Here is a 24,600-nt window from a genome sequence, read left to right as displayed (position 1 = left end):
ATGGACAACAGGGGGCGCACAACGCTCGGTCCGCGCGTGCTCTGTCAACTCTACGGGCGGACGGTGCACGGACGTCCCCGCGGCGGCCGGGCGGTGACCGCGGCAACAGGCCGGACCGGCGTCACGACGGGGAAGGCGGAGCCAATAGGATAGAGACCCGTGACTCCTGCCGACCTTGCCGAACTGCTCCACGGAACCGCTGCGAGGGTGCTCGCCGAGCGTGACCTCGACGTGTCCGTCCTGCCCGAGACCCTGACGGTCGAGCGGCCCCGCAACCCGGAGCACGGCGACTACGCGACCAACGTCGCGATGCAGGTCGCGAAGAAGGCCGGCGTCAACCCGCGCGAACTCGCGGGCTGGCTGGCCGAGGCCCTCACCGCCGCCGACGGCATCGAGTCGGCCGAGGTGGCCGGACCGGGCTTCCTGAACATCCGTCTCGCCGCCGACGCCCAGGGCGCGATCGTCGCCCAGGTGCTCACCCAGGCGGCCGCGTACGGCAACGCGGACACGCTGGCCGGAACCCGCATCAACCTCGAGTTCGTCTCCGCGAACCCCACGGGCCCGATCCACCTCGGCGGCACCCGCTGGGCCGCGGTCGGGGACGCGCTCGGCCGGATCCTCACCACCCAGGGCGGCGACGTCACCCGCGAGTACTACTTCAACGACCACGGCGCCCAGATCGACCGGTTCACCCGGTCGCTCATCGCCGCGGCGCAGGGGCAGCCCGCGCCGGAGGACGGTTACGCCGGTGCGTACATCGTCGACATCGCACAGGCCGTGCTGCAGCAGCGCCCGGACGCGCTCGCGCTGCCCGAGGCCGAACGGCACGAGGTGTTCCGCTCGATCGGCGTGGACCTGATGTTCGCCCACATCAAGCGCACCCTGCACGAGTTCGGTGTCGACTTCGACGTGTACTTCCACGAGAACTCCCTGTTCGAGTCGGGCGCCGTGGAGAAGGCCGTCGAGACGCTCAAGACCTCGGGGAGCCTCTACCACCAGGACGGCGCCTGGTGGCTCAAGAGCACCGACTTCGGCGACGACAAGGACCGCGTCGTCATCAAGAGCGACGGCAACGCCGCCTACATCGCCGGGGACATCGCCTACTTCCAGGACAAGCGGTCGCGCGGCTTCGACCTGTGCATCTACATGCTCGGCGCGGACCACCACGGCTACATCGGCCGCCTCAAGGCCGCCGCCGCCGCGTTCGGTGACGACCCGGACACCGTCGAGGTGATGATCGGGCAGATGGTCAACCTCGTGCGCGGCGGCGTCGCCGTGAAGATGAGCAAACGCGCCGGCACGGTCATCACCCTCGACGACCTCGTCGAGGCAATCGGCGTCGACGCGGCCCGCTACGCGCTGGTGCGGTCGTCGGTCGATCAGAGCATCGACATCGACCTCGAGCTGTGGGCCAGCACCACCAACGAGAACCCGGTCTACTACGTCCAGTACGCGCACGCCCGGCTCTCGTCCATCGGGCGCGGCGCCGCGGAGCTCGGCCTCGGCGCCGAGGGCGCCGACCTGTCGCTGCTCGACCACGAGCGCGAGGGTGAGCTGATCCGCACGATCGGCGAGTATCCCCGCATCCTCGCCAAGGCCGCCGAACTGCGGGAACCGCACCGCGTCGCGCGGTACCTCGAGGAGCTCGCCGGCGCCTACCACCGCTTCTACGACTCGTGCCGCATCCTGCCGCAGGGCGACGAGGAGCCGGGACCGCTGCACACGGCGCGGCTCGCGCTGTGCGCGGCGACCCGCCAGGTACTGGCCAACGGACTCGGACTGCTCGGCGTCAGCGCCCCGGAGCGGATGTGAACGCGCACCCCGCCGGTCCCCGGCACGCCGAGATCCCGCACGCACCGGGCCTGACCGAGCGGCCGGCGAACGCCGCCGAACTGAACCTGCTGCACCCGAACGTGTGGCCACGCAACGCCCGGCGCGGCGACGACGGCGTCGTGACGATCGCCGGTGTGCCCGTCACCGAACTCGCCGAGCGGTACGGCACCCCGCTCTTCGTCGTCGACGAGGACGACTTCCGCTCCCGGTGCCGGGAGATCGCGGCCGCGTTCGGGCCGGGCGCGAAGGTCCACTACGCGTCGAAGGCGTTCCTGTGCACCGAGATTGCGCGCTGGGTCGACCAGGAGGGCCTGTCCCTCGACGTCTCGACCGGCGGTGAGCTCGCCGTCGCGCTGCGTTCCGGGTTCCCCGCCGGGAAGATCGCCATGCACGGCAACAACAAGTCCGTGGCCGAGCTGCGGACCGCCGTCGCCGCGGGCGTCGGGCACATCGTGCTGGACTCCATGTCGGAGATCGACCTGCTCGACGCGGTCGCCGGCGAACTCGACGTCGTGCAGGACGTGCTGATCCGCGTCACCGTCGGCGTCGAGGCGCACACCCACGAGTTCATCTCCACCGCGCACGAGGACCAGAAGTTCGGCCTGTCGCTGGCCGGCGGGGTGGCCATGGCCGCCGTCCGCAAGGTGTTCGCGAGCGATCACCTGCGCCTGGTCGGCCTGCACAGCCACATCGGCTCGCAGATCTTCGACGTCGACGGATTCGAGCTCGCGGCGCACCGGGTCATCGGCCTGCTGCGCGACGTCGTCGACGAGTTCGGCGTCGACAAGACCGCGCAGATGAACATCGTCGACCTCGGCGGCGGCCTCGGCATCTCCTACGTGCCCAGTGACGACCCGCCGCCCGTGGAGGAACTCGCCGCCAAGCTGCGGCACATCGTGCAGACCGAGTCCACCCTCGCCGGTCTGCCCGAACCGACCCTCGCGGTCGAGCCCGGACGCGCCATCGCCGGCCCCGGCACCGTGACCCTCTACGAGGTGGGCACCATCAAGGACGTCGCGGTGGGCGCACACCAGATGCGCCGATACATCAGCGTCGACGGCGGCATGAGCGACAACATCCGCACCTCGCTGTACCAGGCCGAGTACGAGACCCGCCTGGTGTCGCGGGCCGGCGACGCCGAACCGGTCGTGTCCCGCGTCGTCGGCAAGCACTGTGAGAGCGGCGACATCGTCATCCGCGATGCCTGGATGCCCGCCGACCTCGAAGCCGGCGACCTGTTGGCCGTCGCAGCGACCGGTGCATACTGCTACTCGATGTCCAGCAGGTACAACCTGCTGCCCCGTCCCGCCGTCGTGGCGGTCAAGGACGGCGCCGCCCGCGTCGTCCTGCGTCGGGAAACCGTGGAAGATCTGCTCAGCTTGGAGGTTACGGAGTGACGACCGAAGCGGTGACCAGCGAACCGGGGCAGCGCCCGATCGGTGTGGCTGTGCTCGGGCACGGCACCGTCGGAGCCGAGGTCGTGCGCATCATTCGCGACGATGCCACCGATCTCGAGGCGCGCATCGGTGCGCCGCTCGAGCTGCGCGGGGTGGCCGTGCGCACCGTCCGCGACGACCGCGGCATCCCACAGGACCTGCTCACCACGGACGCCGAGGGCCTGATCACCCGCGACGACGTGGACATCGTCGTGGAGGTCATCGGCGGCATCGAGCTGCCGCGCAAGCTCGTGCGCGCGGCTCTCGACTCGGGCAAGTCCGTGGTCACCGCCAACAAGGCGCTGCTCGCGGAGTACACCGGCGAACTCGCCGAGGCCGCCGAGGCCAAGCGCGTGGACCTGTACTTCGAGGCGGCCGTCGCGGGCGCCATCCCCGTCATCCGGCCCCTCACCCAGTCGCTGGCCGGTGACAAGGTGAACCGGGTCCTCGGCATCGTCAACGGCACCACCAACTACATCCTCTCGGCCATGGACGAGACCGGCGCCGACTACGCCGAGACGCTCGCCGAGGCGGTCCGGCTCGGATACGCCGAGGCCGACCCCACCGCGGACGTGGAGGGCTTCGACGCCGCATCCAAGGCCGCGATCCTGGCCTCGATCGCGTTCCACACCCGCGTCACCGCCGGCGACGTCTACCGCGAGGGCATCTCGAAGATCACCGCCGCCGACCTGACCACCGCGCGGGCACTGAACTGCACCGTCAAGCTGCTGGCCATCTGCGAGCGGATCACCACCGACGGCCGGGACCGGGTCTCGGCGCGCGTCTACCCGGCGCTGGTGCCGCGTGAGCATCCCCTCGCCGCCGTCAACGGCGCCTTCAACGCGGTCGTCGTCGAGGCCGAGGCGTCGGGACGCCTGATGTTCTACGGCCAGGGAGCCGGCGGCTCGCCCACCGCGTCCGCCGTGATGGGCGACCTGGTGATGGCTGCCCGCAACCGGGTGCACGGGGGCCGTGGGCCGCGGGAATCACGGTACGCGGACCTCGAGATCGCCCCGATGAGCGACATCGTCACCCGCTACTACGTCAACCTGCAGGTCGCGGACCGGGCGGGTGTGCTCTCGGCGGTGGCCGCCGAGTTCGCCAAGCGGGACGTGAGCATTGCCGCCGTGCGCCAGGAGGGCGCCGGTGAGGGCGCCCGCCTCGTGGTGCTGACGCACTGCGCCACCGACAAGGCGCTGTCGGACACCGTCGCAGCGCTCGACCAACTCGAATCCGTGATCGCTGTGACCAGCGTCCTGAGACTGGAGGGATCCGCCGAATGAGCGCGCCCGAGAAGAACACCGCCACCCCCGTGCACACCCCGTGGCCGGGTCTGATCGAGGCGTACCGCGACCGGCTCCCGATCGGTGACAACTGGAAGACCGTCACCCTCCGCGAGGGCGGCACCCCGCTGCTGCCGGCCGCACACCTGTCGGAGCTGACCGGCTGCGAGGTCCACCTGAAGGTCGAGGGCCTGAACCCGACCGGCTCGTTCAAGGACCGCGGCATGACGATGGCCGTCACCGACGCCCTCGCCCGTGGCCAGCAGGCTGTGCTGTGTGCCTCCACCGGCAACACCTCCGCGTCCGCGGCCGCATACGCCGTCAAGGCCGGCATGGGCTGCGCGGTGCTGGTCCCGGACGGCAAGATCGCGATGGGCAAGCTGGCCCAGGCGGTCATGTACGGCGCGAAGATCATCCAGGTCCAGGGCAACTTCGACGACTGCCTCGAGCTCGCCCGCAAGACCACCGCCGAGTTCCCCACGATCGGCCTGGTGAACTCCGTCAACCCCGTGCGCATCGAGGGCCAGAAGACCGCGGCGTTCGAGATCGCCGACGCGCTCGGCGACGCGCCCGATGTGCACGTGCTGCCGGTCGGCAACGCCGGCAACATCACCGCCTACTGGCGCGGCTACACGGAATACTTCGCGGACGGTCTGACCACCCGCAAGCCCCGCATGCTCGGTGTCCAGGCCGCGGGCGCGGCGCCGCTGGTGCACGGTGCCCCCGTCAAGGACCCGGAGACGATCGCCACCGCCATCCGGATCGGCGCCCCGGCGTCGTGGCACGGCGCCGTGACCGCCAAGGAGGAGTCCGGGGGCGCGTTCCGGGCGGCCACCGACGAGGAGATCCTCGAGGCGTACCGGCTCGTCGCCGCCACCGAAGGTGTGTTCGTCGAACCGGCGTCCGCCGCCTCGATCGCCGGTCTGCTCGCCGCCCGCAAGGAGGGCTGGCTCGATTCCGGGTTGAAGGTCGTGTGCACCGTCACCGGCAACGGTCTGAAGGATCCCGACACGGCACTGCTCGGGATGCCCCAGGTGGAGCCGATCCCGGTCGACCCGGTCGCGGTGGCCGCAGCGCTCGAGCTGGCCTAGTGACGGCCGCGCCCTCCTCCGTTGGGAAAGACGACATGACGCAGACGCTGCCCGTCGGGATCTCCGTGACCGCCCGGGTCCCGGCCTCGAGTGCGAATCTGGGACCGGGTTTCGATTCGCTCGGGCTGGCCCTCGGGTTGTACGACGAGATCACGGTCACCACAACCGCATCGGGTCTCGAGGTGCGCGTCGAGGGCGAGGGCGCCGAAGAGGTGCCGTGGGGGCCGTCGCACCTGGTGGTGCGGGCGGTCGAACGCGGCCTCGAAGCCGCCGGTGTGTGGGCGGACGGCCTGGACGTGTTGTGCCGCAACGTTATTCCGCATTCGCGCGGACTGGGTTCGTCGGCGTCGGCGGTCGTCGGGGGTCTGGCGGCCGCCAACGGGCTCGTGCGCAAGGTGGCGCCCGAGCGTGTGCTCGGCGAGTCGCAGCTCGTCCAGCTCGCCTCCGAATTCGAAGGCCACCCGGACAATGCCTCCGCCAGCATCCTGGGCGGGGCGGTCGTGTCGTGGTGCGAATCGACCGTCGGCGACGAGCAGCGCACGTACCGCGCGGTGCCGCTCACGGTCCACCCGACGGTGCGGGTCGTCGTGCTGGTGCCGTCGTCGCGCTCGTCCACCGCCCACACCCGCGGACTGCTCCCGGATCTCGTACCGCACCGCGATGCAGCGTTCAACGTCAGCCGCGCGGCGCTCGCCGTCGTCGCCCTCACGGAGCGTCCGGACCTGCTGATGCCGGCGACCGAGGACCTCCTGCACCAGGCGCAGCGCGCGCCGGCGCTGCCGGCGACCACCAAGTGGATCGCGACCCTGCGCGCCGCGGGGATCCCCGCCGCGGTCTCCGGTGCCGGCCCCACGGTGCTCGCCCTGACGACCGAGCCGTTCCCCGCGGACCTGCGGGCGGCCGCGGAGGCGGACGACATGACCGTGCTCGAACTCGATGTCGCGGACGGCGTGCAGGTCGTGTGACCGAGTCCCAGGGCCTGCCGGGTCGGGTGCCGACCCTCGGCGACACGTCCGGGGGTTCTCCTTGCTCAACGTACAGTTCGTCGCTATTCTGTGCTTAGTCCGCACGTCGTGCGTTTCCGTCGCTGGCTTTCCAGGGCATTCACTCCAGATCCATCGGGGCGATCGATCCTGGATCGATCCTCTCCTGACATCGTTTCGGGAAGACGGACCGACCGCATCTGCCGGAGGATGGCGTGATGGCGGACGTGCCGACCGTTCGATCCGTGAACACGTACGGCAATCCCAGATCGACGCCAGATCTGGAACGAACCCTCGACTCTGCGTGGCGCGAGTGAGGGAAGGAAAGGATCTCCGTGACAGATACGGACCTGATCGCTACGCCTGTTCTCGATACCACGGATTCGTCCGCGGGAGCGCAGGCCACCGATCCTGCACAGACTGCACCGCGCGCCGGCGGCCGGCGTGGCGCCGGTCTCTCCGGCATGGTGCTGGCCGAGCTGCGGACTCTCGCGGCCGAACTCGGCATCAAGGGAACCTCCGGGATGCGTAAGGGCGATCTGATCGCCGCCATCAAGGAGCGCCAGAGCGGCGGAGCCGCCGAGCCGGCCCCTGCGGCGGAGCAGCCGGCCCGGCCGGCGCGGACTCGTCGCGCCCGGGGCGCTGCCCAGGACACTGCTTCCACGACCGCCGTCGCCGAGCCGGCCGCGGCTGCGCCGGCCGCGACGACGGCGGCGCCGGAGAAGCCCGCCGACGGCGAGGCCGAGGGCGGTCGCCGTGGTCGCCAGCGTCGCGGTCGCCGCGGCGGTGACCAGACCGCCGAGACGGTCGAGGCCCCGAAGGAAGCCGCCCAGGTGCGGACCGACGAGAAGCCGCGCGCCGAGGAGAAGACCGAGGAGAAGGCCGAACCCTCCGAGGGACGGCGGGAACGCGGCCAGCGCGACGGTCAGCGGGACCAGCGCGAGGCTCAGCGCGACGGTCAGCGGGACCAGCGCGAGGCTCAGCGGGACGGTCAGCGGGACCAGCGCGAGGCTCAGCGGGAACAGCGTGACCAGGGCGAACGCGGTCGTGAAGACCGGGGGCCCCGTCAGGACGGCCGTGGCGGCGACGAGGAGGACGGCCGCGGTCGCCGCGGTCGCCGCTTCCGTGAGCGTCGTCGCGGACGCGACCGCGGTGAGGCCGGCGGCGACACCCGCGAGCCCGAGATCCGCGAGGACGACGTCCTGCAGCCGGTCGCCGGCATCCTCGACGTCCTGGACAACTACGCGTTCGTCCGGACCTCCGGGTACCTGGCCGGTCCCAACGACGTGTACGTCTCGATGAACATGGTGCGCAAGAACGGCCTGCGCCGTGGCGACGCCATCACCGGCGCGGTCCGCGTGCCGCGTGAGGGGGAGCAGGGCAACCAGCGGCAGAAGTTCAACCCGCTGGTCCGGCTAGACACGGTCAACGGCGGCGACGTCGAGGTCGCCAAGCGTCGCCCGGAGTTCAACAAGCTCACCCCGCTGTACCCGAACCAGCGGCTGCGGCTCGAGACCACCCCGAACATCCTCACCACCCGCGTGATCGACCTGATCATGCCGATCGGCAAGGGCCAGCGTGCTCTGATCGTCTCGCCGCCGAAGGCCGGCAAGACGACGGTGATGCAGGACATCGCGAACGCGATCACGACCAACAACCCCGAGTGCTACCTGATGGTCGTGCTGGTGGACGAGCGGCCCGAAGAGGTCACCGACATGCAGCGTTCGGTCAAGGGCGAGGTCATCGCCTCGACCTTCGACCGCCCGCCGTCGGACCACACGTCGGTCGCCGAGCTGGCCATCGAGCGGGCCAAGCGGCTCGTCGAGCAGGGTCGCGACGTCGTCGTCCTGCTCGACTCGATCACCCGGCTCGGCCGCGCGTACAACAACTCGTCGCCGGCGTCGGGCCGCATCCTCTCCGGTGGTGTCGACTCGACCGCCCTGTACCCGCCGAAGCGGTTCCTGGGCGCGGCTCGCAACATCGAGAACGGCGGCTCGCTCACCATCATCGCCACGGCCATGGTGGAGACGGGTTCGACGGGCGACACCGTGATCTTCGAGGAGTTCAAGGGCACCGGCAACGCCGAGCTCAAGCTCGACCGCAAGATCGCCGAGCGGCGCGTGTTCCCGGCGGTGGACGTCAACCCCTCCGGCACGCGCAAGGACGAGCTGCTGATGAGCCCGGACGAGTTCGCGGTGGTGCACAAGCTGCGCCGCGTGCTCTCCGGCCTGGACTCGCACCAGGCCATCGATCTGCTCATCGACCGGCTCAAGAAGAGCAAGAGCAACATCGAGTTCCTCCTGCAGGTGTCGAAGACGGCGCCGGGAGCACTCGACGACTGATCGCCGCAGCCGCGGCGGGGCATGCCCGGGACGGAATTTCTCGTCCCGGGCATGCGTTTGGCATAATCGAACAGCTCAGTCCGGTCCCGGTTCACGTCTTCGATCCGCGAAGGCGACCCGGCGGCCACGAAAGGGACACCATGAAGGCAGGAATCCACCCGAACTACGGGACGACCACCGTCGTCTGCGGTTGCGGGAACACGTTCGAGACGCGCAGCACCGCGGAGTCGGGACGGATCACCGTCGAGGTCTGCTCGCAGTGCCACCCGTTCTACACGGGCAAGCAGAAGATCCTCGACACCGGCGGACGCGTCGCCCGCTTCGAGGCTCGCTACGGCAAGCGCACCTCCAAGAAGGACGCTGCCGACCAGTAGCTGTCTCACCGACGCCCGGTTCTGTCTCAGTCACAGGCCGGGCGTCGGCTTTTTCTCCGGATCCGTGCGCGGCACGGACCGGCACGACGGACGAGTGGAGCGAATCACATGGCGGGGCAGACCAAGCCGTCGGCCATCGACGACATCCTGGCCGAACACGCCGGACTCGAGCAGCAGCTGTCCGACCCGGCGCTGCACAACGACCCGGCGGCAGCACGCAGGGTCGGCAAGCGGTTCGCCGAGCTCGCCCCCGTCATGGCCACCTACACCAAGCTGCGAGCCGCGCGCGACGATCTCGAGGCCGCGCGGGAACTCGCCGCGGACGACGCCGCGTTCGCCGCCGAGGTGCCGGCACTCGAAGAACGCGTCGGCGAGCTCGACAAGACCCTCACCGACCTGCTCGCCCCGCGTGACCCGCACGACGGCGACGACGTCGTGCTCGAGGTCAAGTCGGGGGAGGGCGGCGAGGAGTCCGCGCTGTTCGCCGCCGACCTCGCCCGCATGTACATCCGGTACGCCGAACGGGCCGGCTGGCGCGTCGAGGTCCTCGGCGCGACCATCTCCGACCTCGGCGGCTACAAGGACGCGACGCTGTCGATCAAGTCGAAGAGCGATGTGCGCGACGGCGTCTGGTCCCGCCTGAAGTTCGAGGGCGGCGTGCACCGCGTCCAGCGCGTCCCCGTCACCGAGTCCCAGGGCCGCGTGCACACCTCCGCGGCCGGCGTGTTCATCTACCCCGAGCCGGACGAGGTCGAGGAAGTCCAGATCGACGAGTCGGATCTGCGGATCGACGTGTACCGCTCATCCGGCAAGGGCGGCCAGGGCGTCAACACCACCGACTCGGCGGTGCGCATCACGCATCTGCCCACGGGCATCGTCGTCACCTGCCAGAACGAGCGGTCCCAGCTGCAGAACAAGGCACGGGCGATGCAGGTCCTCGCCGCGCGGCTGCAGGCGGCGGCGGAGGAGGCCGCCGAGGCGGAGGCGTCCGCGGGACGGGCCAGCCAGGTGCGCACGGTGGACCGCTCCGAACGCATCCGCACCTACAACTTCCCCGAGAACCGGATCACCGATCACCGCATCGGCTTCAAGGCCCACAACCTCGACGCGGTGCTCGACGGTGACATGGACGCCCTGCTCGATGCGCTGGGCACGGCCGACCGGGAGGCCCGGCTCACGGCGGAATGACACGTGAGCCGGGTACCGGTCCGTTACGGAGCGGGCTCGCCGGGCTCGTCACCCGGGTCGTCGTCCCCGGGCACCTGCGAGATGTCGATGCCGGGAAGCAGGAAGCAGTTCTCGCCCTTCGCGTTCTGATGCGGTCCCCAGACGGCGGACACGACCGTGCCGGGCCCGGTGTCCAGCAGCGCGATCGGGACGTCGCTGCTCTGCGGCGATGCGGTCAACGAAGCGCCCCCGGTCTGCCAGGTGGCCGTGTTGACCCAGTTGAGCTGCCCGTTCTGCGCCTTCTGCTCGCCGACCGCGAAGAACAACCGACCCTCCTCGAGGGCGTCGCTGTCCGTCTCGGTCACGCTGTGGACCGGCGCGACGTAGCTGCAGAGCAGCGGGGTGGGTTGGACGTCGATCGGCGACGCGGACGCGAGTCCGGGCGCCGCGAGGGCGCCGGCGGCGCCGAGTGCGGCGACGGACGCTGCCCGAACCGTGGATTTCGACTTCGTCACTGGAAGATCCTCTCCGTGGTTCCGTAGTCCTGAGTTCCGTAGTCCTGAGTTCCGTAGTCCTGAGTTCCGTAGTCCTGAGTTCCGTAGTCCTGAGTTCCGTAGTCCTGGCCCGAATCGGACCTTCTCGATCATGCCGCAGACCGAGCCGATGCGTGACCTGTCCGTTTCCGTGGCGTGACCGGCATGGCAGTCTGTACGCCGTGACTCGTCAACCCCTGCGCCTGGCGATCCTCGAAGCGGTGTCGGTGCTCGAGGAAGCCGGCGTCCCCAGTCCGCGTGTGGACGCCGAACTGCTCGCCGCGCACCTGCTCGGCATCGAGCGCACCCGTCTCGGTCTCGTGCCGCTCGTCGACCCGGCCATGATCGATGCGTACCGGGCGATGATCGCGCAGCGCGCCAAGCGGATCCCGTTGCAGTACATCACCGGCAGCACGGGGATGGGGGAGATCGACATCGAGGTGGGTCCCGGCGTCTTCGTCCCGCGGCCCGAAACCGAACTGCTGCTGGCCTGGGCGCTGGCGCACCTCGAGGGTCTCCAGGAACATCCGCCGGTCGTGCTCGACCTGTGCACCGGCTCGGGTGCCCTCGCGCTGGCGATCGCGCATGCCCGGCCCGACGCGATCGTGCACGCGGTGGAACTCGAACCCCACGCCCTCGCCTGGGCACGGCGGAACGCGGAGCGGTGCGCGGCCGCCGGAGACACACCGATCCTCCTGCATCAGGGAGACGTGACGGACCGCAACCTGCTCACCGCCCTCGAGGGCCGGGTCGACGTCGTGGTGTCGAACCCGCCCTACATCCCCGAGGGAACCGACCTTCCGCCCGAGGTGATCGAGCACGATCCGCACACCGCGCTGTTCGGCGGACCGGACGGGATGTCGGTGATCAAGCCGATGGTCGCGAACATCGCCCGATGGCTGCGCATCGGCGGTGCGGTCGGCATCGAGCACGACGACACCAACGGGCCCTTGGTCGCGGAGCTGTTCGCGCAGCGCCGCGTGTTCGGTGAGGTGACCGAGCACCCGGATCTGGCGGGCCGGCCCCGGTTCGTCGTCGCCCGCCGGGTGCCGACCGACGTGGAGGCCCGACGTGCCCGAGCCCAGGGTGAGGCCGGTGTGTGACGCCGGACTCGTTCACCGCAGTGGAAGGATGAACCCGTGAGCACCGTCTACGACTGCAACAGCCCCGATTCCCGGGCCGCCGGCCTGACGGCCGCCAAGGGCGCGCTGAAGGCAGGCAGGCTCGTCGTCGTCCCCACCGACACGGTGTACGGACTCGCGGCGGACGCCTTCGACAGCGATGCGGTGACCAGCCTGCTGCGTGCCAAGGGCCGGGGCCGGGACATGCCGGTGCCGGTGCTCGTCGGGTCGTGGAACACGATCGACGGCCTGGTGAACACCGTCCGTCCGCAGGCGCGGGAACTGATCCGCGCATTCTGGCCCGGTGGCCTGAGTCTTGTTGTGCACCAAGCACCCTCGCTCGCGTGGGACCTGGGGGATACCCGTGGCACCGTGATGCTGCGCATGCCGCTGCACCCCGTGGTGCTCGAGTTGCTGCGCGAGGTGGGCCCCCTGGCGGTGTCGAGCGCGAATGTCTCCGGCCGGCCGCCGGCCACCACGGTGGACGAGGCGCGCGCCCAGCTCGGCGGATCGGCCAGCGTGTACCTCGACGGCGGCCCGGCCGAACACGCCGTCGCCTCCACCATCGTCGACCTGACCGCCGATCGTCCGCGCGTGCTGCGCGAGGGGGCCGTGGCGGTCGAGGACATCGCGGAGGTGCTGGGCGAGGACCCGGCGCAGCTGCGTACCGGCGGGGAGTGACGGCGGGGACCGGACGAAGTGACTGTCGCCGACACGGCATCCCTGGTACTGGCCCAATCGGGCCGCGGCGCCGGCGTGCCCATCCGTGAGCTGCTGCTCGTGCTCCTCACCGCCGCGGTCGTCACCTTCCTCTCGACGGGGGCCGTGCGGATCGCCGCGATCCGGTTCGGCGCCGTCGCGGTACCCCGGGACCGGGACGTGCACGTGCAGCCGACACCGCGCCTGGGCGGCGTCGGAATGTACATCGGCCTGGTGGCGGGCCTGCTGTTCGCCCAGCAACTGCCCGCTCTGACCCGAGGTTTCGAGTACACCCCCGACATGGGGGCGGCGCTGGTGTCGGGCACCATCATCGTGATCGTCGGGATCATCGACGACCGTTGGGGACTCGACGCGCTGACCAAGTTCGTCGGGCAGGTCACGGCGGCGGGCGTGCTCGTCGTCATGGGCGTGAGCTGGATCGTCATCTACGAGCCCTTCGGTGGCAGCACCCTCATCCTCGACCAGTTGCAGGCGGGACTGTTCACCGTCCTGGTCGCGGTGGTGATGATCAACGCGATGAACTTCGTCGACGGCCTCGACGGGCTCGCGGCCGGTCTCGGGCTGATCGCGGCCGTCGCGATCTGTGTGTTCTCCGTCGGACTGCTGCACGATCAGGGCGGGGACGTCGGTGCGTATCCGCCCGCCCTGATCGCCGCGGCCCTCGCAGGGGCCTGCCTGGGCTTTTTGCCGCACAACTTCCAGCCGGCCCGGATCTTCATGGGCGACTCCGGGTCGATGCTGATCGGCCTGATGCTGGCGGCGATCTCGACGAGCGCGTCGGGGCGCATCCCCTTGGCCGCCTACGGCACCCGCGACCTGCTCGGTCTGCTCTCCCCGCTGATCCTCGTGGGTGCGGTCATGTTCATCCCCATCCTCGACCTGCTGCTGGCGATCGTCCGGCGCACCCGGGCCGGGGTCAGTCCGTTCAGTCCCGACAAGATGCACCTGCACCATCGGCTGCTGCAGATCGGGCACTCGCATCGCCGGGTGGTGCTGCTGATCTACCTGTGGGTCGGGGTGCTCGCCTTCGGCGCCGTCGGTTCCTCGCTGCTCGACCGCCGGGCCGTCGTACTGCTCGTGGCGGGCGGACTGGTGTTCGCGCTGGTCGTCACGGCGGTGCCGTCGCTGCGTCACGACGACGCCGACCGTCCCCGGCGGCGGCGGCGCCGCGGACGGGTCCGTTAGGCTTGACTCCCGTGACCTCCCCGGATCAGCCTGTGCCCGCCCTGCCCGACTCCTCCGCGCCGATGCGCGCCGCCGTCCGGTACGGCGTGCTCGGGCTGATCGTGCTGACCGTCGTCGCCACCGTCATCGGTGGCCTCGTCGCCGGCCTGCCGGGCGTGTGGGGTGCGCTGATCGGCGCTGCCGTGGGCGGCGGCTTCATCCTCTTCACCGCGCTCGGCGTGCTGCTCACCGCCCGCCTTCCGGCGACGACGGCGGGTGCGGTGCTGCTGGGCACCTGGCTGCTCAAACTGATCCTTGCGATCGTGGTGATGATGCTGCTCAGGCCGCTCGACTTCTACGACAAGGGCGCGCTCGTCCTCACGATCGTCTTCGCGCTGCTCGTCGTCCTGGGCGCCGAGACCTACGGAGTCTTGTCGCAGCGCGCACTCTACGTGGAGCCTGCCGGTAGCGCTGAGCAGGGGAACAACGACGAACGGTAGTACCGTCGTTGTCAATGACCTCGCGGTACGGGCACCCGCCTACACAACGTCGTAGAAGTGTTGATAAGGTCGTCCCAAGCGAGTGCGACTGCCTGCGATTCCCGAGGAGTCGAGTGCGGTTGTGTCCTCGCAGGCGGTCGTGTTCGAATGGCCGCCGAGTCGACGAGAGTCGCCGACACCGACAGACGCTGGCCCCGATCGGGAGCCGACAGCAGCTGGCGAATACGCGAGCCGACCTGGTCGACTTGTTGGATCGTCAATGTCCGATCGAACCGCAGACGGCAATGCCTGCGGCCGACTACGGGAGAGAGCGCTGAGCGTCACCACCTTGGCTGCCGGAGAATTCCACGCGCCGTCACTAGCCGATTTCTTCCCCCCAGCAGTTCTGTTCGAAGGCACCCCCTTCGAAATGGACCGCCTGATGCTCATCCGCGTCGTCGTGGCCGTGCTCGTGGCGCTGTTCTTCGCGCTCGCGATGCGCAGCCCGAAGATCGTGCCCCGCGGTGTGCAGAACGTCGCCGAGATCATGATCGACTTCGTGCGGATCAACATCGCCGAGGACATCCTCGGCAAGCAGCAGGGCCGCCGATTCCTTCCGGTTCTCGTGACCATCTTCTTCCTCGTGGTCGGACTCAACCTGACGTCGGTCATCCCGTTCCTGAACATCTCGTCGAACGCGCGTATCGGAATGCCGATCGTGCTGGCGGCCCTCGCCTACGTCGTCTTCAACTACGTGGGCATCAAGAAGTACGGGTTCTTCCGCTACGTCAAGAGCAGCATCGTCGTGCCGAACCTGCCGCCCGCGCTGCACGTGCTGGTCATCCCGATCGAGTTCATCTCGACGTTCCTGCTGCGCCCGTTCACGCTCACCATCCGTCTCATGGCGAACATGCTGGCCGGCCACATCATGCTGGTGCTGTTCTTCAGCGCAACCCAGTTCTTCTTCTTCAGCGCCGACGGCGCGATGAAGATCTTCGGTATCGGCTCGCTGATCGGTGGCATCGCGTTCACCTTCTTCGAGCTGCTGGTGATCGTCCTGCAGGCGTACATCTTCGCGCTGTTGACTGCGGTGTACATCGACCTGGCGCTGCACGCCGAAGAGCACTAGCACGCCGACCGGCACTACCCACACAACACACAGACTGACTCGGTTGCCGATCCCCGGGGCCGAGCCACAAGAAAGGGAATGGAACACCAATGAGCGTTGCGCTTCAGGCAGTTGACGTCCTCGCCCAGACGGAGAGCACCATCAGCGGTCTCGGTGCGGTCGGCTACGGCCTCGCGGCCATCGGCCCCGGCATCGGCATCGGCATCGTCGTCGGCAAGGCGATCGAGGGCATGGCCCGCCAGCCCGAGATGGCCGGCCAGCTGCGCACCACCATGTTCCTCGGTATCGCGTTCACCGAGGCCCTGGCGCTGATCGGTATCGTCGCCGGCTTCATCTTCTGATCTGACGACCATGGCTGACAGCATCCTGTTGCTCGCGGCGGAGGCGGAGGACCAGAATCCTCTGCTCCCTGCGACGTACGACATCGTCTGGTCGCTGGTCGCCCTGATCATCGTCGGGCTCGTCTTCTGGAAGTACGTGCTTCCGCTGTTCCAGAAGGTGCTCGACGAGCGTTCGGAGCTGATCGAAGGCGGCATCAAGAAGGCCGAGGAAGCTCAGGCCGAGGCAAAGGCCGCGCTCGAGCAGTACCGCGCGCAGCTCGCCGAGGCCCGCACCGAGGCGGCGCAGATCCGTGAGGAGGCCCGCGCCCAGGGCCAGCAGATCATCGCGGACATGAAGGCCCAGGCCCAGGAGGAGAGCGACCGCATCGTCGCTGCCGGTCACAACCAGCTGCAGGCCCAGCGCCAGCAGATCGTGACCGAGCTGCGCGGTGACCTCGGCCGCACCGCCGTGGATCTGGCCGAGAAGGTCATCGGGGAGTCCCTCTCCGACGACGTCAGGCGTGCCGGCTCGATCGACCGCTTCCTCAGCGAGCTCGACTCCCTCAGCGCTGACTCTGCATCCCGAAAGTGAGCACCATGTACGCAGCAAGCCGTGAGGCACTCGCTCAGACGCGTTCCGCGCTGCAGGGCGCGTTGGCGTCGAGCACCGCATCCGCTGCCGCGGGTGCCGCAACTGCAGCTGCGGCGCAGGCCGGCTCCGAGCTGTTCTCGGTGGTCGAGGTGCTCGACGATCAGCGCACCCTGCGGAGTGCGCTGGCCGACGCCTCGGCCCCGGCAGCCGGCCGGCAGGCGCTGGCCGAGCGGGTCTTCGGGAGCAAGGTCTCGCCCGTCACCCTCGCGACCCTGAAGGAGGCGGCAGGGCAGGACTGGTCGACCCAGTCCGACCTGACCAACTCCCTCGTTCAGCTGGGTCGCGAAGCCCTCCTGACGGCAGCGGCCGACCAGAATCAGCTCGACACCGTCGAGGACGAGCTGTTCCGGCTCGGTCGCATCGTGGCCGGCAACGCCGAACTCGAACAGGCCCTCTCCGATCGCACCAAGCCGCTGGCGGCCAAGCGCGAGTTCCTCTCGCGGCTGCTCTACGGCAAGTCCACCGCGATCACCGAGGCCCTGGCCGTGCAGGCCGTCGGACGGCTGAAGGACAAGGCCCCGGCCGATGCGTTCGACGAACTGTCGAACCTCGCCGCCACCCAGCGGGACCGCGCCGTCGCCCACGTGCGCAGTGCGGCACCCCTCAGCGCGGCGCAGACCGAACGGCTCACCGGTATCCTGACCAGAACGTACGGCAAGCCGGTCACGGTGCACGTCGAGGTGGTTCCCGAGCTTCTCAGTGGATTGGTCGTCCGGGTGGGCGACGAGGTCATCGACGGCACCGCCGCGGGTCGACTCGCCGCAGTGCGCAAGAGCCTCACGTAGTCCACTACCGAACACACACACATTGCGATCTTTTCGAAGACCAGATACCGAGAGCAGGAAGAACATGGCGGAGCTGACGATCTCCTCCGACGAGATCCGTAGCGCGATCGACAACTACACCGCGAGCTACTCCCCGGAGGCCTCCCGCGAGGAGGTCGGCGTGGTCGCCGACACCAGTGACGGCATCGCGCACATCAGCGGTCTGCCGTCGGCGATGGCCAACGAGCTGCTGGAGTTCCCCGGCGGTGTGCTGGGCGTGGCCCTGAACCTCGACGCCACCGAGATCGGTGCCGTCATCCTCGGCGACTACCAGGACCTCGAAGAGGGCCAGGAAGTCAAGCGGACCGGCGACGTTCTGTCGGTGCCGGTCGGCGACGGCTACCTCGGCCGCGTCGTGAACCCCCTGGGTCAGCCGATCGACGGCCTCGGCGACATCGAGGCGACCGAGAACCGGGCCCTGGAGCTGCAGGCCGCGACCGTGCTGCAGCGTCAGCCGGTCGAGGAGCCGCTGCAGACCGGCATCAAGGCCATCGACGCGATGACCCCGATCGGCCGCGGCCAGCGCCAGCTGGTCATCGGTGACCGCAAGACGGGCAAGACCGCCGTCTGCGTCGACGCGATCCTGAACCAGAAGGCCAACTGGGCCACCGGCGACCCGAAGCAGCAGGTCCGCTGCATCTACGTCGCGATCGGCCAGAAGGGCTCCACCATCGCGGGCGTCAAGGCTGCCCTCGAGGAGCACGGCGCGATGGAGTACACCACCATCGTCGCGGCCCCCGCGTCCGACTCCGCCGGCTTCAAGTGGCTCGCCCCCTACACCGGTTCGGCCATCGGCCAGCACTGGATGTACCAGGGCAAGCACGTGCTCATCGTGTTCGACGACCTCACCAAGCAGGCCGAGGCGTACCGCGCGATCTCCCTGCTGCTGCGCCGCCCGCCGGGACGTGAGGCCTACCCGGGCGACGTGTTCTACCTGCACTCGCGTCTGCTGGAGCGCTCGGCCAAGCTGTCCGACGAGCTCGGCGGCGGTTCGCTGACCGCCCTGCCGATCATCGAGACCAAGGCCAACGACGTCTCGGCCTACATTCCGACCAACGTCATCTCCATCACCGACGGCCAGGTCTTCCTCGAGTCCGACCTGTTCAACAAGGGCATCCGTCCTGCCATCAACGTCGGTATCTCGGTTTCCCGAGTCGGTGGCGCCGCGCAGACCAAGGGCATGAAGAAGGTCTCCGGTTCGCTGCGCCTGGAGCTTGCGCAGTTCCGCGAGCTCGAAGCGTTCGCCGCCTTCGCCTCCGACCTCGACGCGGCCTCGAAGGCGCAGCTCGAGCGCGGTCAGCGTCTGGTCGAGCTCCTCAAGCAGGACCAGTACGCCCCGGTCGCCGTCGAGGACCAGATCGTGTCGATCTACCTCGCCGGCCAGGGTGTCTACGACTCGGTGCCCGTCGGTGACGTGCGCCGCTTCGAGACCGAGCTGCTCGAGGACCTGCACCACAGCGCGTCGGGTGTCTACGAGCAGATCGCCGGCGGCAAGGCGCTGACCGACGACTCCGCCTCCGCGCTGCTCGCCGCGACCAACAAGTTCAAGGAGGGCTTCATCGCCTCCGACGGAACCCGCGTCGTGAACGAGGCCGAGGCCGAGGCCCTGGGCGCCGACGAGGTCGAGCAGGAGCAGGTTTCCGTCAAGCGCACCACTGTTCGCAAGTGAGCGTGGAGACCATGACCCAGCGTCCTGTGAAGGGAGTGTGATCGACGAATGGCAAGCCTGCGCGAGCTCCGTTCGCGGATCAAGTCGGTCAACTCGACCAAGAAGATCACCAAGGCGCAGGAGCTGATCGCGACGTCGCGGATCACGAAGGCTCAGGCCCGAGTGGCAGCGTCCAAGCCGTACGCCGAGGAGATCACCAAGGTGCTCTCCGAGCTGGCGAGTGCGTCCGCGTCGCTGGATCACCCCCTGCTCAACGAGCGGCCCAACCCGAGGCGTGCTGCGGTCCTGGTCGTCACCAGCGACCGCGGCATGGCCGGTGGCTACAACGCCAACGTCCTCAAGGAGGCCGAGGAGCTGCGTCAGCTGCTGGTCAGCGAGGGCAAGGAACCGGTGCTCTACGTGCTCGGTGCCAAGGGCCTGAGCTACTACACCTTCCGCGGCCGGCAGGTCGCGGGGGCGTGGACCGGGTTCTCGCAGGAGCCGCGCTACACCGATGCGGCCAAGGCGAGCCGTCACCTGGTGGAACTGTTCATGGCCGGCTCCGGCAACGAGGTTCCCGCACCGAACGGTGAGGGCACGATCGAGGGCGTCGACGAACTGCACATCGTCTACACCCGCTTCGTCTCGATGCTGACCCAGTCCCCCGAGGTGCGCCGCATGGCGCCGCTCGAGGTGACCGTCACCGAGGACGAGATCGACCTCGGCGAGGACATGCTCACCGACGGCCGGCACGTCGGCAGCAACGGCGGTCCGCGGCCCGGCTACAACTTCGAGCCGGAGGCCTCGACGCTGCTCGCGGCCCTGCTGCCGAAGTACATCAGCACCCGGATCTTCGCGTCGCTGCTCGATGCCGCGGCGTCGGAGTCGGCCGCTCGGCGTACCGCCATGAAGGCGGCCACCGACAACGCCACGGAACTGGTGAACACCCTCAGCCGCCAGGCCAACCAGGCCCGCCAGGCCCAGATCACCCAGGAAATCAGCGAGATCGTCGGCGGTGCCAACGCGCTCGCCTCGAGTGCAGGAAGTGACTAAGCACATGACCGCAGCAGCAACCGATAACTACGGGGCGGGGGCGGCCTCGGCCACTGCCGGCCGCGTCGTTCGGGTCATCGGGCCCGTCGTGGACGTCGAGTTCCCGCGTGGTGCCGTTCCCGATCTGTTCAACGCCCTGCACGCAGAGGTCACTCTGCCGTCCGTGGCGAAGACCCTGACCTTCGAGGTCGCGCAGCACCTGGGTGACAACCTGGTGCGCACGATCTCCATGCAGCCCACCGACGGCCTGGTGCGTGGCACCTCGGTCGTCGACACGGGCCGCCCGATCTCGGTGCCGGTCGGCGACGTCGTCAAGGGCCACGTGTTCAACGCCCTCGGTGACTGCCTGGACGCCCCGGGCACGGGCCGCGACGGTGAGCAGTGGGGCATCCACCGCAAGCCGCCGGCCTTCGACCAGCTCGAGGGCAAGACCGAGATCCTCGAGACCGGCATCAAGGTCATCGACCTGCTGACCCCGTACGTCAAGGGCGGCAAGATCGGTCTGTTCGGTGGTGCCGGTGTCGGCAAGACCGTTCTGATCCAGGAGATGATCACCCGTATCGCGCGTGAGTTCTCCGGCACGTCGGTGTTCGCCGGCGTCGGCGAGCGCACCCGTGAGGGCACCGACCTCCACCTCGAGATGGAGGAGATGGGCGTCCTCCAGGACACCGCCCTCGTCTTCGGCCAGATGGACGAGCCGCCGGGAACGCGTATGCGCGTCGCCCTGTCCGCGCTGACCATGGCGGAGTACTTCCGCGATGTCCAGGGCCAGGACGTGCTGCTGTTCATCGACAACATCTTCCGCTTCACGCAGGCCGGCTCCGAGGTCTCGACCCTGCTCGGCCGCATGCCGTCGGCCGTGGGTTACCAGCCGACCCTCGCGGACGAGATGGGTGAGCTCCAGGAGCGCATCACCTCGACCCGTGGACGTTCGATCACCTCGCTGCAGGCGATCTACGTGCCCGCCGACGACTACACCGACCCGGCGCCGGCCACGACGTTCGCGCACCTCGATGCGACCACCGAGCTCTCGCGTCCGATCTCGCAGATGGGTATCTACCCCGCTGTGGACCCGCTGACGTCGACCTCGCGCATCCTCGAGCCCGGCATCGTCGGTGCCGAGCACTTCCGGGTCGCCAACGAGGTCAAGCGGATCCTGCAGAAGTACAAGGAACTGCAGGACATCATCGCCATCCTCGGTATGGACGAGCTCTCCGAGGAGGACAAGGTCCTCGTCGGCCGCGCCCGTCGCCTGCAGAAGTTCCTCGGCCAGAACTTCATCGTCGCCGAGAAGTTCACCGGCGAGCCCGGCTCCGTGGTGCCGCTGCGCGACACCATCGAGGCGTTCGACCGCGTCACCAAGGGTGAGTTCGACCACCTGCCCGAGCAGGCGTTCAACAGCTGCGGTGGACTCGACGACGTCGAGGCCGCTGCCAAGAAGATCGCCGGGAAGTAGTCCGCGATGGCTGAAATGACCGTGGACCTCGTTGCCGTCGAGGAGCGCCTCTGGTCGGGCACCGCCCGGCTGGTCAGCGCTCAGACGACCGAGGGCGAGATCGGTGTCATGCCGGGCCACGAGCCGGTCCTCGGCCAGCTCGTGGAAGGCGGTGTCGTCTCCATCACCACCGCCGACGGCGAGCGGGTCGTCGCGGCCGTGCACGGCGGTTTCCTCTCGGTGACCGCCACGACGGTGACGATCCTCGCGGAGGCTGCGGAGCTGACGGAGAACATCGACGTCGAGTCCGCGCGCGCCGTCCTGAGCGACAGCCAGGACGAGGCCGAGATCGCGGCGGCCCGGGGCCGACTCCGGGCCGTCGAGCGGGCCTGACGGATACGACAAGCCGCGACGGAGCCGACGAGCAGTGTCAGTTGGAATGATCGTTCTCATCGTTCTGGTGATACTGCTCGCGGTTGCCGTCGCGGCTTTTCTGTATCGGCTCCTCACCCTGCGGAGCGGGGGCACCGCAGCGATACTGCGTCGGCTGCCCAACGGCGCCGGCGCCGGATGGCGGCACGGCGTCATCCGTTACGGCGAGCGTTCGCTCGTCTTCTACAAGCTCTCGAGCCTGCGTCCGGGTCCGGACTCGCGGCTGGCCCGGCAGGGCGTCGAGGTACGCAACCGTCGTGCGCCCGAGGGCAGCGAGCACGACATCATGACCGAGGACATTGTGATCCTCGAAGTCCAGGACGGCGCAAGCAGTTTCGAGATTGCGCTCGACAGCGGCGCACTGACCGCCTTCCTGTCCTGGATCGAATCCCGTCCGTCGGACCGTTCCGTGCGCGGTCGGCCGAACTGACGTCCGGCCGACCGTCCTTCACGCGCCCGCGCCCGGCTTCCAGAGCACATCTCCGTCCGGGTTCGCGACCCGACCGAGGATGAAGAGCAGATCCGACAGCCGGTTGAGGTACTTCGCCGGCAGCACATTCGTATCGTCCGGATGAGCGGCCACCGCCGCCCAGGCCGAGCGCTCCGCCCGCCGTGCCACCGTCCGCGCCGTGTGCAGCTGGGCCGCCAACACGGTGCCGCCGGGAAGTATGAAGGAATCGAGCGGCGCCAGACCCTCGTTGAACTCGTCGCACCAGCGTTCGAGCCGATCGATGTACGCCTGGGTGATCCGCAGCGGCGGATACTTCGGCTCGGGTACCACCGGGGTCGACAGGTCTGCTCCGGCGTCGAACAGGTCGTTCTGGATCTGGCGCAGGACAGGTGCGATCCGCTCCGGTACATCGGCCGAGGCCAGCGCCACACCGAGCGCCGCGTTCGTCTCGTCGCAGTCCGCGTACGCGATCAGTCTCGGGTCGTTCTTCGATACCCGGGAGAAGTCGCTGAGGCCCGTCGTACCGTCGTCGCCGGTGCGGGTGTAGATCCGTGTGAGATGGACAGCCATGCAGGTCACGGTACCGCTCCCGTATTCCCGCAGTGTGGTCGATAGGCTGTGGCGTTGTGAGTGATCGCTTTCTTGTCTCCGGTGGTAACCGGCTTGTCGGTGAGGTCGTCGTCGGGGGCGCCAAGAACAGCGTGCTCAAGCTGATGGCAGCCACCCTCTTGGCGGAGGGGACGAGCGTCATCACCAATTGCCCGGACATCCTCGACGTCCCGCTGATGGCCGAGGTCCTGCGCGGGCTCGGGTGCGAGGTCGAGCTCGAGGGCGACGAGGCGCGCATCACGACACCCGCACAGCCGAAGTACCAGGCCGATTTCGCCGCCGTCCGGCAGTTCCGGGCGTCGGTGTGTGTCCTCGGACCGTTGGTGGCCCGATGCCGCAAGGCCGTCGTCGCGCTGCCGGGCGGGGATGCGATCGGTTCACGCCCACTCGACATGCACCAGACGGGGCTCCGACTGCTGGGTGCGCACAGCACCATCGAGCACGGCTGCGTGGTGGCCGAGGCCGACGCCCTGCACGGCAATGCGATCCGGCTGGCGTTTCCGTCGGTCGGGGCCACCGAGAACATCCTGATGGCCGCCGTCCTGGCGAACGGCGAGACCACGATCGACAACGCGGCCCGGGAGCCGGAGATCGTGGACCTGTGCAACATGCTCGTTCAGATGGGTGCCCGCATCTCCGGCGCCGGCACCTCGACACTGACGATCACGGGCGTCTCGCGCCTCGAACCCACCACCCACCGTGTCATCGGAGATCGCATCGTCGCGGCGACATGGGGGATCGCGGCGGCAATGACGCGGGGTGACGTACGTGTGCGGGGCATCAACCCGAAGCACCTGAGCCTCGTGCTCGACAAGCTCCGCTCCGCCGGCGCGGAGGTGACGCCCGAAGTCGACGGTTTCCGGGTCGTCCAGCACGACCGTCCCCGAGCGGTCAACTTCGCGACCCTGCCGTATCCCGGATTCCCCACCGACCTCCAGCCCATGGCGATCGGTCTCGCGGCAGTCGCCGACGGAACGTCGATGATCACGGAGAACGTCTTCGAGGCGCGGTTCCGGTTCGTCGAGGAGATGATCCGCCTCGGCGCCGATGCGCGTACCGACGGACATCACGCCGTGGTCCGCGGAGTCGAGGAGCTGTCGAGCGCGCCGGTGTGGTCCTCCGACATCCGGGCCGGCGCCGGACTGGTTCTGGCCGGACTGTGTGCCGACGGCGTGACCGAGGTGCACGACGTGTACCACATCGATCGCGGCTACCCGAGGTTCGTGGAGATCATCGAGGAACTCGGTGGCGTCATCGAACGGGTGAACTCCGAGTCCTGAGGCCGTTGCCTTGAAAGTGCATGTGCAGCAGGGATTTTCGGGTATCTCGGCTGTGCGGACGTTGTTTCGGTCCCGAGTGTGCCGCGCATCACGAGGGACGGGTGACGCGACGACGGGGCCGGCGACGCCCCTCCACCTGGGAAAACAACCCGACATACGGTCTTGACCAGCGGATTTGGCGTCCTGTTGTTCCTCCCGTAACTTATTCCAGGTCAGAGCGACACGGACACCGACCCGGCCC

At 69.0% G+C, this 24,600-nt stretch carries 24 protein-coding genes; 22 read left to right on the top strand and 2 right to left on the bottom strand.

The window, feature by feature from the left end; genetic code table 11:
- The first annotated feature begins 159 nt into the window (after positions 1 to 159).
- The 8 genes from argS (at position 160) to prfA (ending at position 10,530) form a co-directional block, all read left to right on the top strand.
- A complete protein-coding gene (argS, locus tag QYS60_RS19580) occupies positions 160 to 1,812 on the top strand; it encodes an arginine--tRNA ligase (RefSeq protein WP_371383980.1) in 1,653 nt (550 codons plus the stop codon).
- Positions 1,809 to 3,230, top strand: a complete 1,422-nt coding sequence (gene lysA, locus QYS60_RS19575; protein WP_003935241.1) for a diaminopimelate decarboxylase — start codon at positions 1,809 to 1,811, stop codon at positions 3,228 to 3,230. The genes argS and lysA overlap by 4 nt, the downstream gene beginning before the upstream one ends.
- Positions 3,231 to 3,241: 11 nt before the next feature.
- Complete coding sequence (locus QYS60_RS19570; protein WP_054373249.1) at positions 3,242 to 4,552, top strand: homoserine dehydrogenase; 1,311 nt, start codon at positions 3,242 to 3,244, stop codon at positions 4,550 to 4,552.
- Positions 4,549 to 5,643, top strand: a complete 1,095-nt coding sequence (thrC, locus tag QYS60_RS19565; RefSeq protein ID WP_003935243.1) for a threonine synthase — start codon at positions 4,549 to 4,551, stop codon at positions 5,641 to 5,643. Before QYS60_RS19570 ends, thrC begins: the two co-directional genes overlap by 4 nt.
- Positions 5,644 to 5,678: 35 nt before the next feature.
- The gene (thrB, locus tag QYS60_RS19560; RefSeq protein ID WP_003935244.1) at positions 5,679 to 6,608 is read left to right on the top strand and encodes a homoserine kinase; all 930 of its coding nucleotides are present in this window, start codon (positions 5,679 to 5,681) and stop codon (positions 6,606 to 6,608) included.
- Positions 6,609 to 6,961: 353 nt separating this feature from the next.
- Positions 6,962 to 8,968 (top strand): transcription termination factor Rho, encoded by a 2,007-nt coding sequence (rho, locus tag QYS60_RS19555; RefSeq protein ID WP_371383979.1) that lies wholly within the window; start codon positions 6,962 to 6,964, stop codon positions 8,966 to 8,968.
- Between the two features lie 140 nt (positions 8,969 to 9,108).
- Positions 9,109 to 9,342: a 50S ribosomal protein L31 gene (gene rpmE / locus QYS60_RS19550; RefSeq protein ID WP_003935764.1), complete on the top strand. Its 234-nt coding sequence runs from the start codon at positions 9,109 to 9,111 to the stop codon at positions 9,340 to 9,342.
- 108 nt (positions 9,343 to 9,450) lie between these two features.
- Positions 9,451 to 10,530, top strand: a complete 1,080-nt coding sequence (gene prfA, locus QYS60_RS19545; RefSeq protein ID WP_003935763.1) for a peptide chain release factor 1 — start codon at positions 9,451 to 9,453, stop codon at positions 10,528 to 10,530.
- A gap of 23 nt (positions 10,531 to 10,553) precedes the next feature.
- Here the strand turns inward: prfA and QYS60_RS19540 are convergent, their stop codons facing one another.
- Positions 10,554 to 11,024, bottom strand: a complete 471-nt coding sequence (locus tag QYS60_RS19540) for a hypothetical protein (RefSeq protein ID WP_054373229.1) — start codon at positions 11,022 to 11,024, stop codon at positions 10,554 to 10,556.
- A 200-nt stretch (positions 11,025 to 11,224) separates the two neighbouring features.
- Between QYS60_RS19540 and prmC the strand changes: the two genes are divergently transcribed.
- From prmC to QYS60_RS19475, 13 genes are all read left to right on the top strand, one after another.
- Positions 11,225 to 12,145 carry a peptide chain release factor N(5)-glutamine methyltransferase gene (gene prmC / locus QYS60_RS19535; RefSeq protein WP_040781832.1) on the top strand — a complete coding sequence of 307 codons (921 nt, stop codon included), beginning with the start codon at positions 11,225 to 11,227 and terminating at the stop codon, positions 12,143 to 12,145.
- Between the two features lie 36 nt (positions 12,146 to 12,181).
- The gene (locus QYS60_RS19530) at positions 12,182 to 12,844 is read left to right on the top strand and encodes an L-threonylcarbamoyladenylate synthase (protein WP_003935760.1); all 663 of its coding nucleotides are present in this window, start codon (positions 12,182 to 12,184) and stop codon (positions 12,842 to 12,844) included.
- Between the two features lie 18 nt (positions 12,845 to 12,862).
- On the top strand, positions 12,863 to 14,068 hold the full coding sequence (locus tag QYS60_RS19525) for an MraY family glycosyltransferase (RefSeq protein ID WP_371383978.1): 1,206 nt from the start codon (positions 12,863 to 12,865) through the stop codon (positions 14,066 to 14,068).
- 62 nt (positions 14,069 to 14,130) lie between these two features.
- A complete protein-coding gene (locus QYS60_RS19520; RefSeq protein WP_081005225.1) occupies positions 14,131 to 14,547 on the top strand; it encodes a hypothetical protein in 417 nt (138 codons plus the stop codon).
- Positions 14,548 to 14,806: 259 nt separating this feature from the next.
- Positions 14,807 to 15,655, top strand: a complete 849-nt coding sequence (gene atpB / locus QYS60_RS19515) for a F0F1 ATP synthase subunit A (RefSeq protein ID WP_172603547.1) — start codon at positions 14,807 to 14,809, stop codon at positions 15,653 to 15,655.
- Positions 15,656 to 15,744: 89 nt separating this feature from the next.
- Positions 15,745 to 15,996 carry an ATP synthase F0 subunit C gene (locus QYS60_RS19510; protein WP_003935756.1) on the top strand — a complete coding sequence of 84 codons (252 nt, stop codon included), beginning with the start codon at positions 15,745 to 15,747 and terminating at the stop codon, positions 15,994 to 15,996.
- A gap of 10 nt (positions 15,997 to 16,006) precedes the next feature.
- Entirely contained in the window at positions 16,007 to 16,567 is a 561-nt protein-coding gene (locus tag QYS60_RS19505; RefSeq protein ID WP_003935755.1) for a F0F1 ATP synthase subunit B, read from the top strand.
- Between the two features lie 5 nt (positions 16,568 to 16,572).
- The gene (locus QYS60_RS19500; protein ID WP_040781830.1) at positions 16,573 to 17,412 is read left to right on the top strand and encodes a F0F1 ATP synthase subunit delta; all 840 of its coding nucleotides are present in this window, start codon (positions 16,573 to 16,575) and stop codon (positions 17,410 to 17,412) included.
- 64 nt (positions 17,413 to 17,476) lie between these two features.
- The gene (atpA, locus tag QYS60_RS19495; RefSeq protein WP_003935753.1) at positions 17,477 to 19,120 is read left to right on the top strand and encodes a F0F1 ATP synthase subunit alpha; all 1,644 of its coding nucleotides are present in this window, start codon (positions 17,477 to 17,479) and stop codon (positions 19,118 to 19,120) included.
- A 48-nt stretch (positions 19,121 to 19,168) separates the two neighbouring features.
- On the top strand, positions 19,169 to 20,152 hold the full coding sequence (locus tag QYS60_RS19490; protein ID WP_003935752.1) for a F0F1 ATP synthase subunit gamma: 984 nt from the start codon (positions 19,169 to 19,171) through the stop codon (positions 20,150 to 20,152).
- A gap of 4 nt (positions 20,153 to 20,156) precedes the next feature.
- A complete protein-coding gene (gene atpD / locus QYS60_RS19485; RefSeq protein ID WP_003935751.1) occupies positions 20,157 to 21,608 on the top strand; it encodes a F0F1 ATP synthase subunit beta in 1,452 nt (483 codons plus the stop codon).
- A 6-nt stretch (positions 21,609 to 21,614) separates the two neighbouring features.
- On the top strand, positions 21,615 to 21,980 hold the full coding sequence (locus QYS60_RS19480) for a F0F1 ATP synthase subunit epsilon (protein ID WP_040781827.1): 366 nt from the start codon (positions 21,615 to 21,617) through the stop codon (positions 21,978 to 21,980).
- Positions 21,981 to 22,026: 46 nt separating this feature from the next.
- Positions 22,027 to 22,449 (top strand): DUF2550 domain-containing protein, encoded by a 423-nt coding sequence (locus QYS60_RS19475; protein ID WP_003935749.1) that lies wholly within the window; start codon positions 22,027 to 22,029, stop codon positions 22,447 to 22,449.
- 18 nt (positions 22,450 to 22,467) lie between these two features.
- On the opposite strand, the gene QYS60_RS19470 is transcribed toward QYS60_RS19475, so the two are convergent.
- Positions 22,468 to 23,040 (bottom strand): cob(I)yrinic acid a,c-diamide adenosyltransferase, encoded by a 573-nt coding sequence (locus QYS60_RS19470; RefSeq protein WP_003935748.1) that lies wholly within the window; start codon positions 23,038 to 23,040, stop codon positions 22,468 to 22,470.
- A 56-nt stretch (positions 23,041 to 23,096) separates the two neighbouring features.
- Between QYS60_RS19470 and murA the strand changes: the two genes are divergently transcribed.
- Complete coding sequence (gene murA / locus QYS60_RS19465; protein ID WP_371383977.1) at positions 23,097 to 24,359, top strand: UDP-N-acetylglucosamine 1-carboxyvinyltransferase; 1,263 nt, start codon at positions 23,097 to 23,099, stop codon at positions 24,357 to 24,359.
- Positions 24,360 to 24,600: the final 241 nt, after the last annotated feature.

It is taken from the genome of Rhodococcus sp. GXMU-t2271, assembly GCF_041414735.1.
GTDB classification, from domain to species: Bacteria; Actinomycetota; Actinomycetes; order Mycobacteriales; family Mycobacteriaceae; genus Rhodococcus; species Rhodococcus indonesiensis.
The sequence above is the reverse complement of the archived record's forward strand: the minus strand, read 5'-3'. Positions and strand labels throughout refer to the sequence as shown.

Coding starts and splice junctions, on each gene's coding strand:
- prfA (WP_003935763.1), top strand. CDS start 9,451: ATGGCGGGGCAGACCAAGCCGTCGGCCATCGACGACATCCTGGCCGAA.
- QYS60_RS19470 (WP_003935748.1), bottom strand. CDS start 23,040: ATGGCTGTCCATCTCACACGGATCTACACCCGCACCGGCGACGACGGT.
- thrB (WP_003935244.1), top strand. CDS start 5,679: ATGACGCAGACGCTGCCCGTCGGGATCTCCGTGACCGCCCGGGTCCCG.
- QYS60_RS19490 (WP_003935752.1), top strand. CDS start 19,169: ATGGCAAGCCTGCGCGAGCTCCGTTCGCGGATCAAGTCGGTCAACTCG.
- QYS60_RS19505 (WP_003935755.1), top strand. CDS start 16,007: ATGGCTGACAGCATCCTGTTGCTCGCGGCGGAGGCGGAGGACCAGAAT.
- rpmE (WP_003935764.1), top strand. CDS start 9,109: ATGAAGGCAGGAATCCACCCGAACTACGGGACGACCACCGTCGTCTGC.
- atpB (WP_172603547.1), top strand. CDS start 14,807: ATGTCCGATCGAACCGCAGACGGCAATGCCTGCGGCCGACTACGGGAG.
- thrC (WP_003935243.1), top strand. CDS start 4,549: ATGAGCGCGCCCGAGAAGAACACCGCCACCCCCGTGCACACCCCGTGG.
- QYS60_RS19480 (WP_040781827.1), top strand. CDS start 21,615: ATGGCTGAAATGACCGTGGACCTCGTTGCCGTCGAGGAGCGCCTCTGG.
- QYS60_RS19500 (WP_040781830.1), top strand. CDS start 16,573: ATGTACGCAGCAAGCCGTGAGGCACTCGCTCAGACGCGTTCCGCGCTG.
- QYS60_RS19475 (WP_003935749.1), top strand. CDS start 22,027: ATGATCGTTCTCATCGTTCTGGTGATACTGCTCGCGGTTGCCGTCGCG.
- atpA (WP_003935753.1), top strand. CDS start 17,477: ATGGCGGAGCTGACGATCTCCTCCGACGAGATCCGTAGCGCGATCGAC.
- QYS60_RS19520 (WP_081005225.1), top strand. CDS start 14,131: ATGCGCGCCGCCGTCCGGTACGGCGTGCTCGGGCTGATCGTGCTGACC.
- atpD (WP_003935751.1), top strand. CDS start 20,157: ATGACCGCAGCAGCAACCGATAACTACGGGGCGGGGGCGGCCTCGGCC.
- QYS60_RS19510 (WP_003935756.1), top strand. CDS start 15,745: ATGAGCGTTGCGCTTCAGGCAGTTGACGTCCTCGCCCAGACGGAGAGC.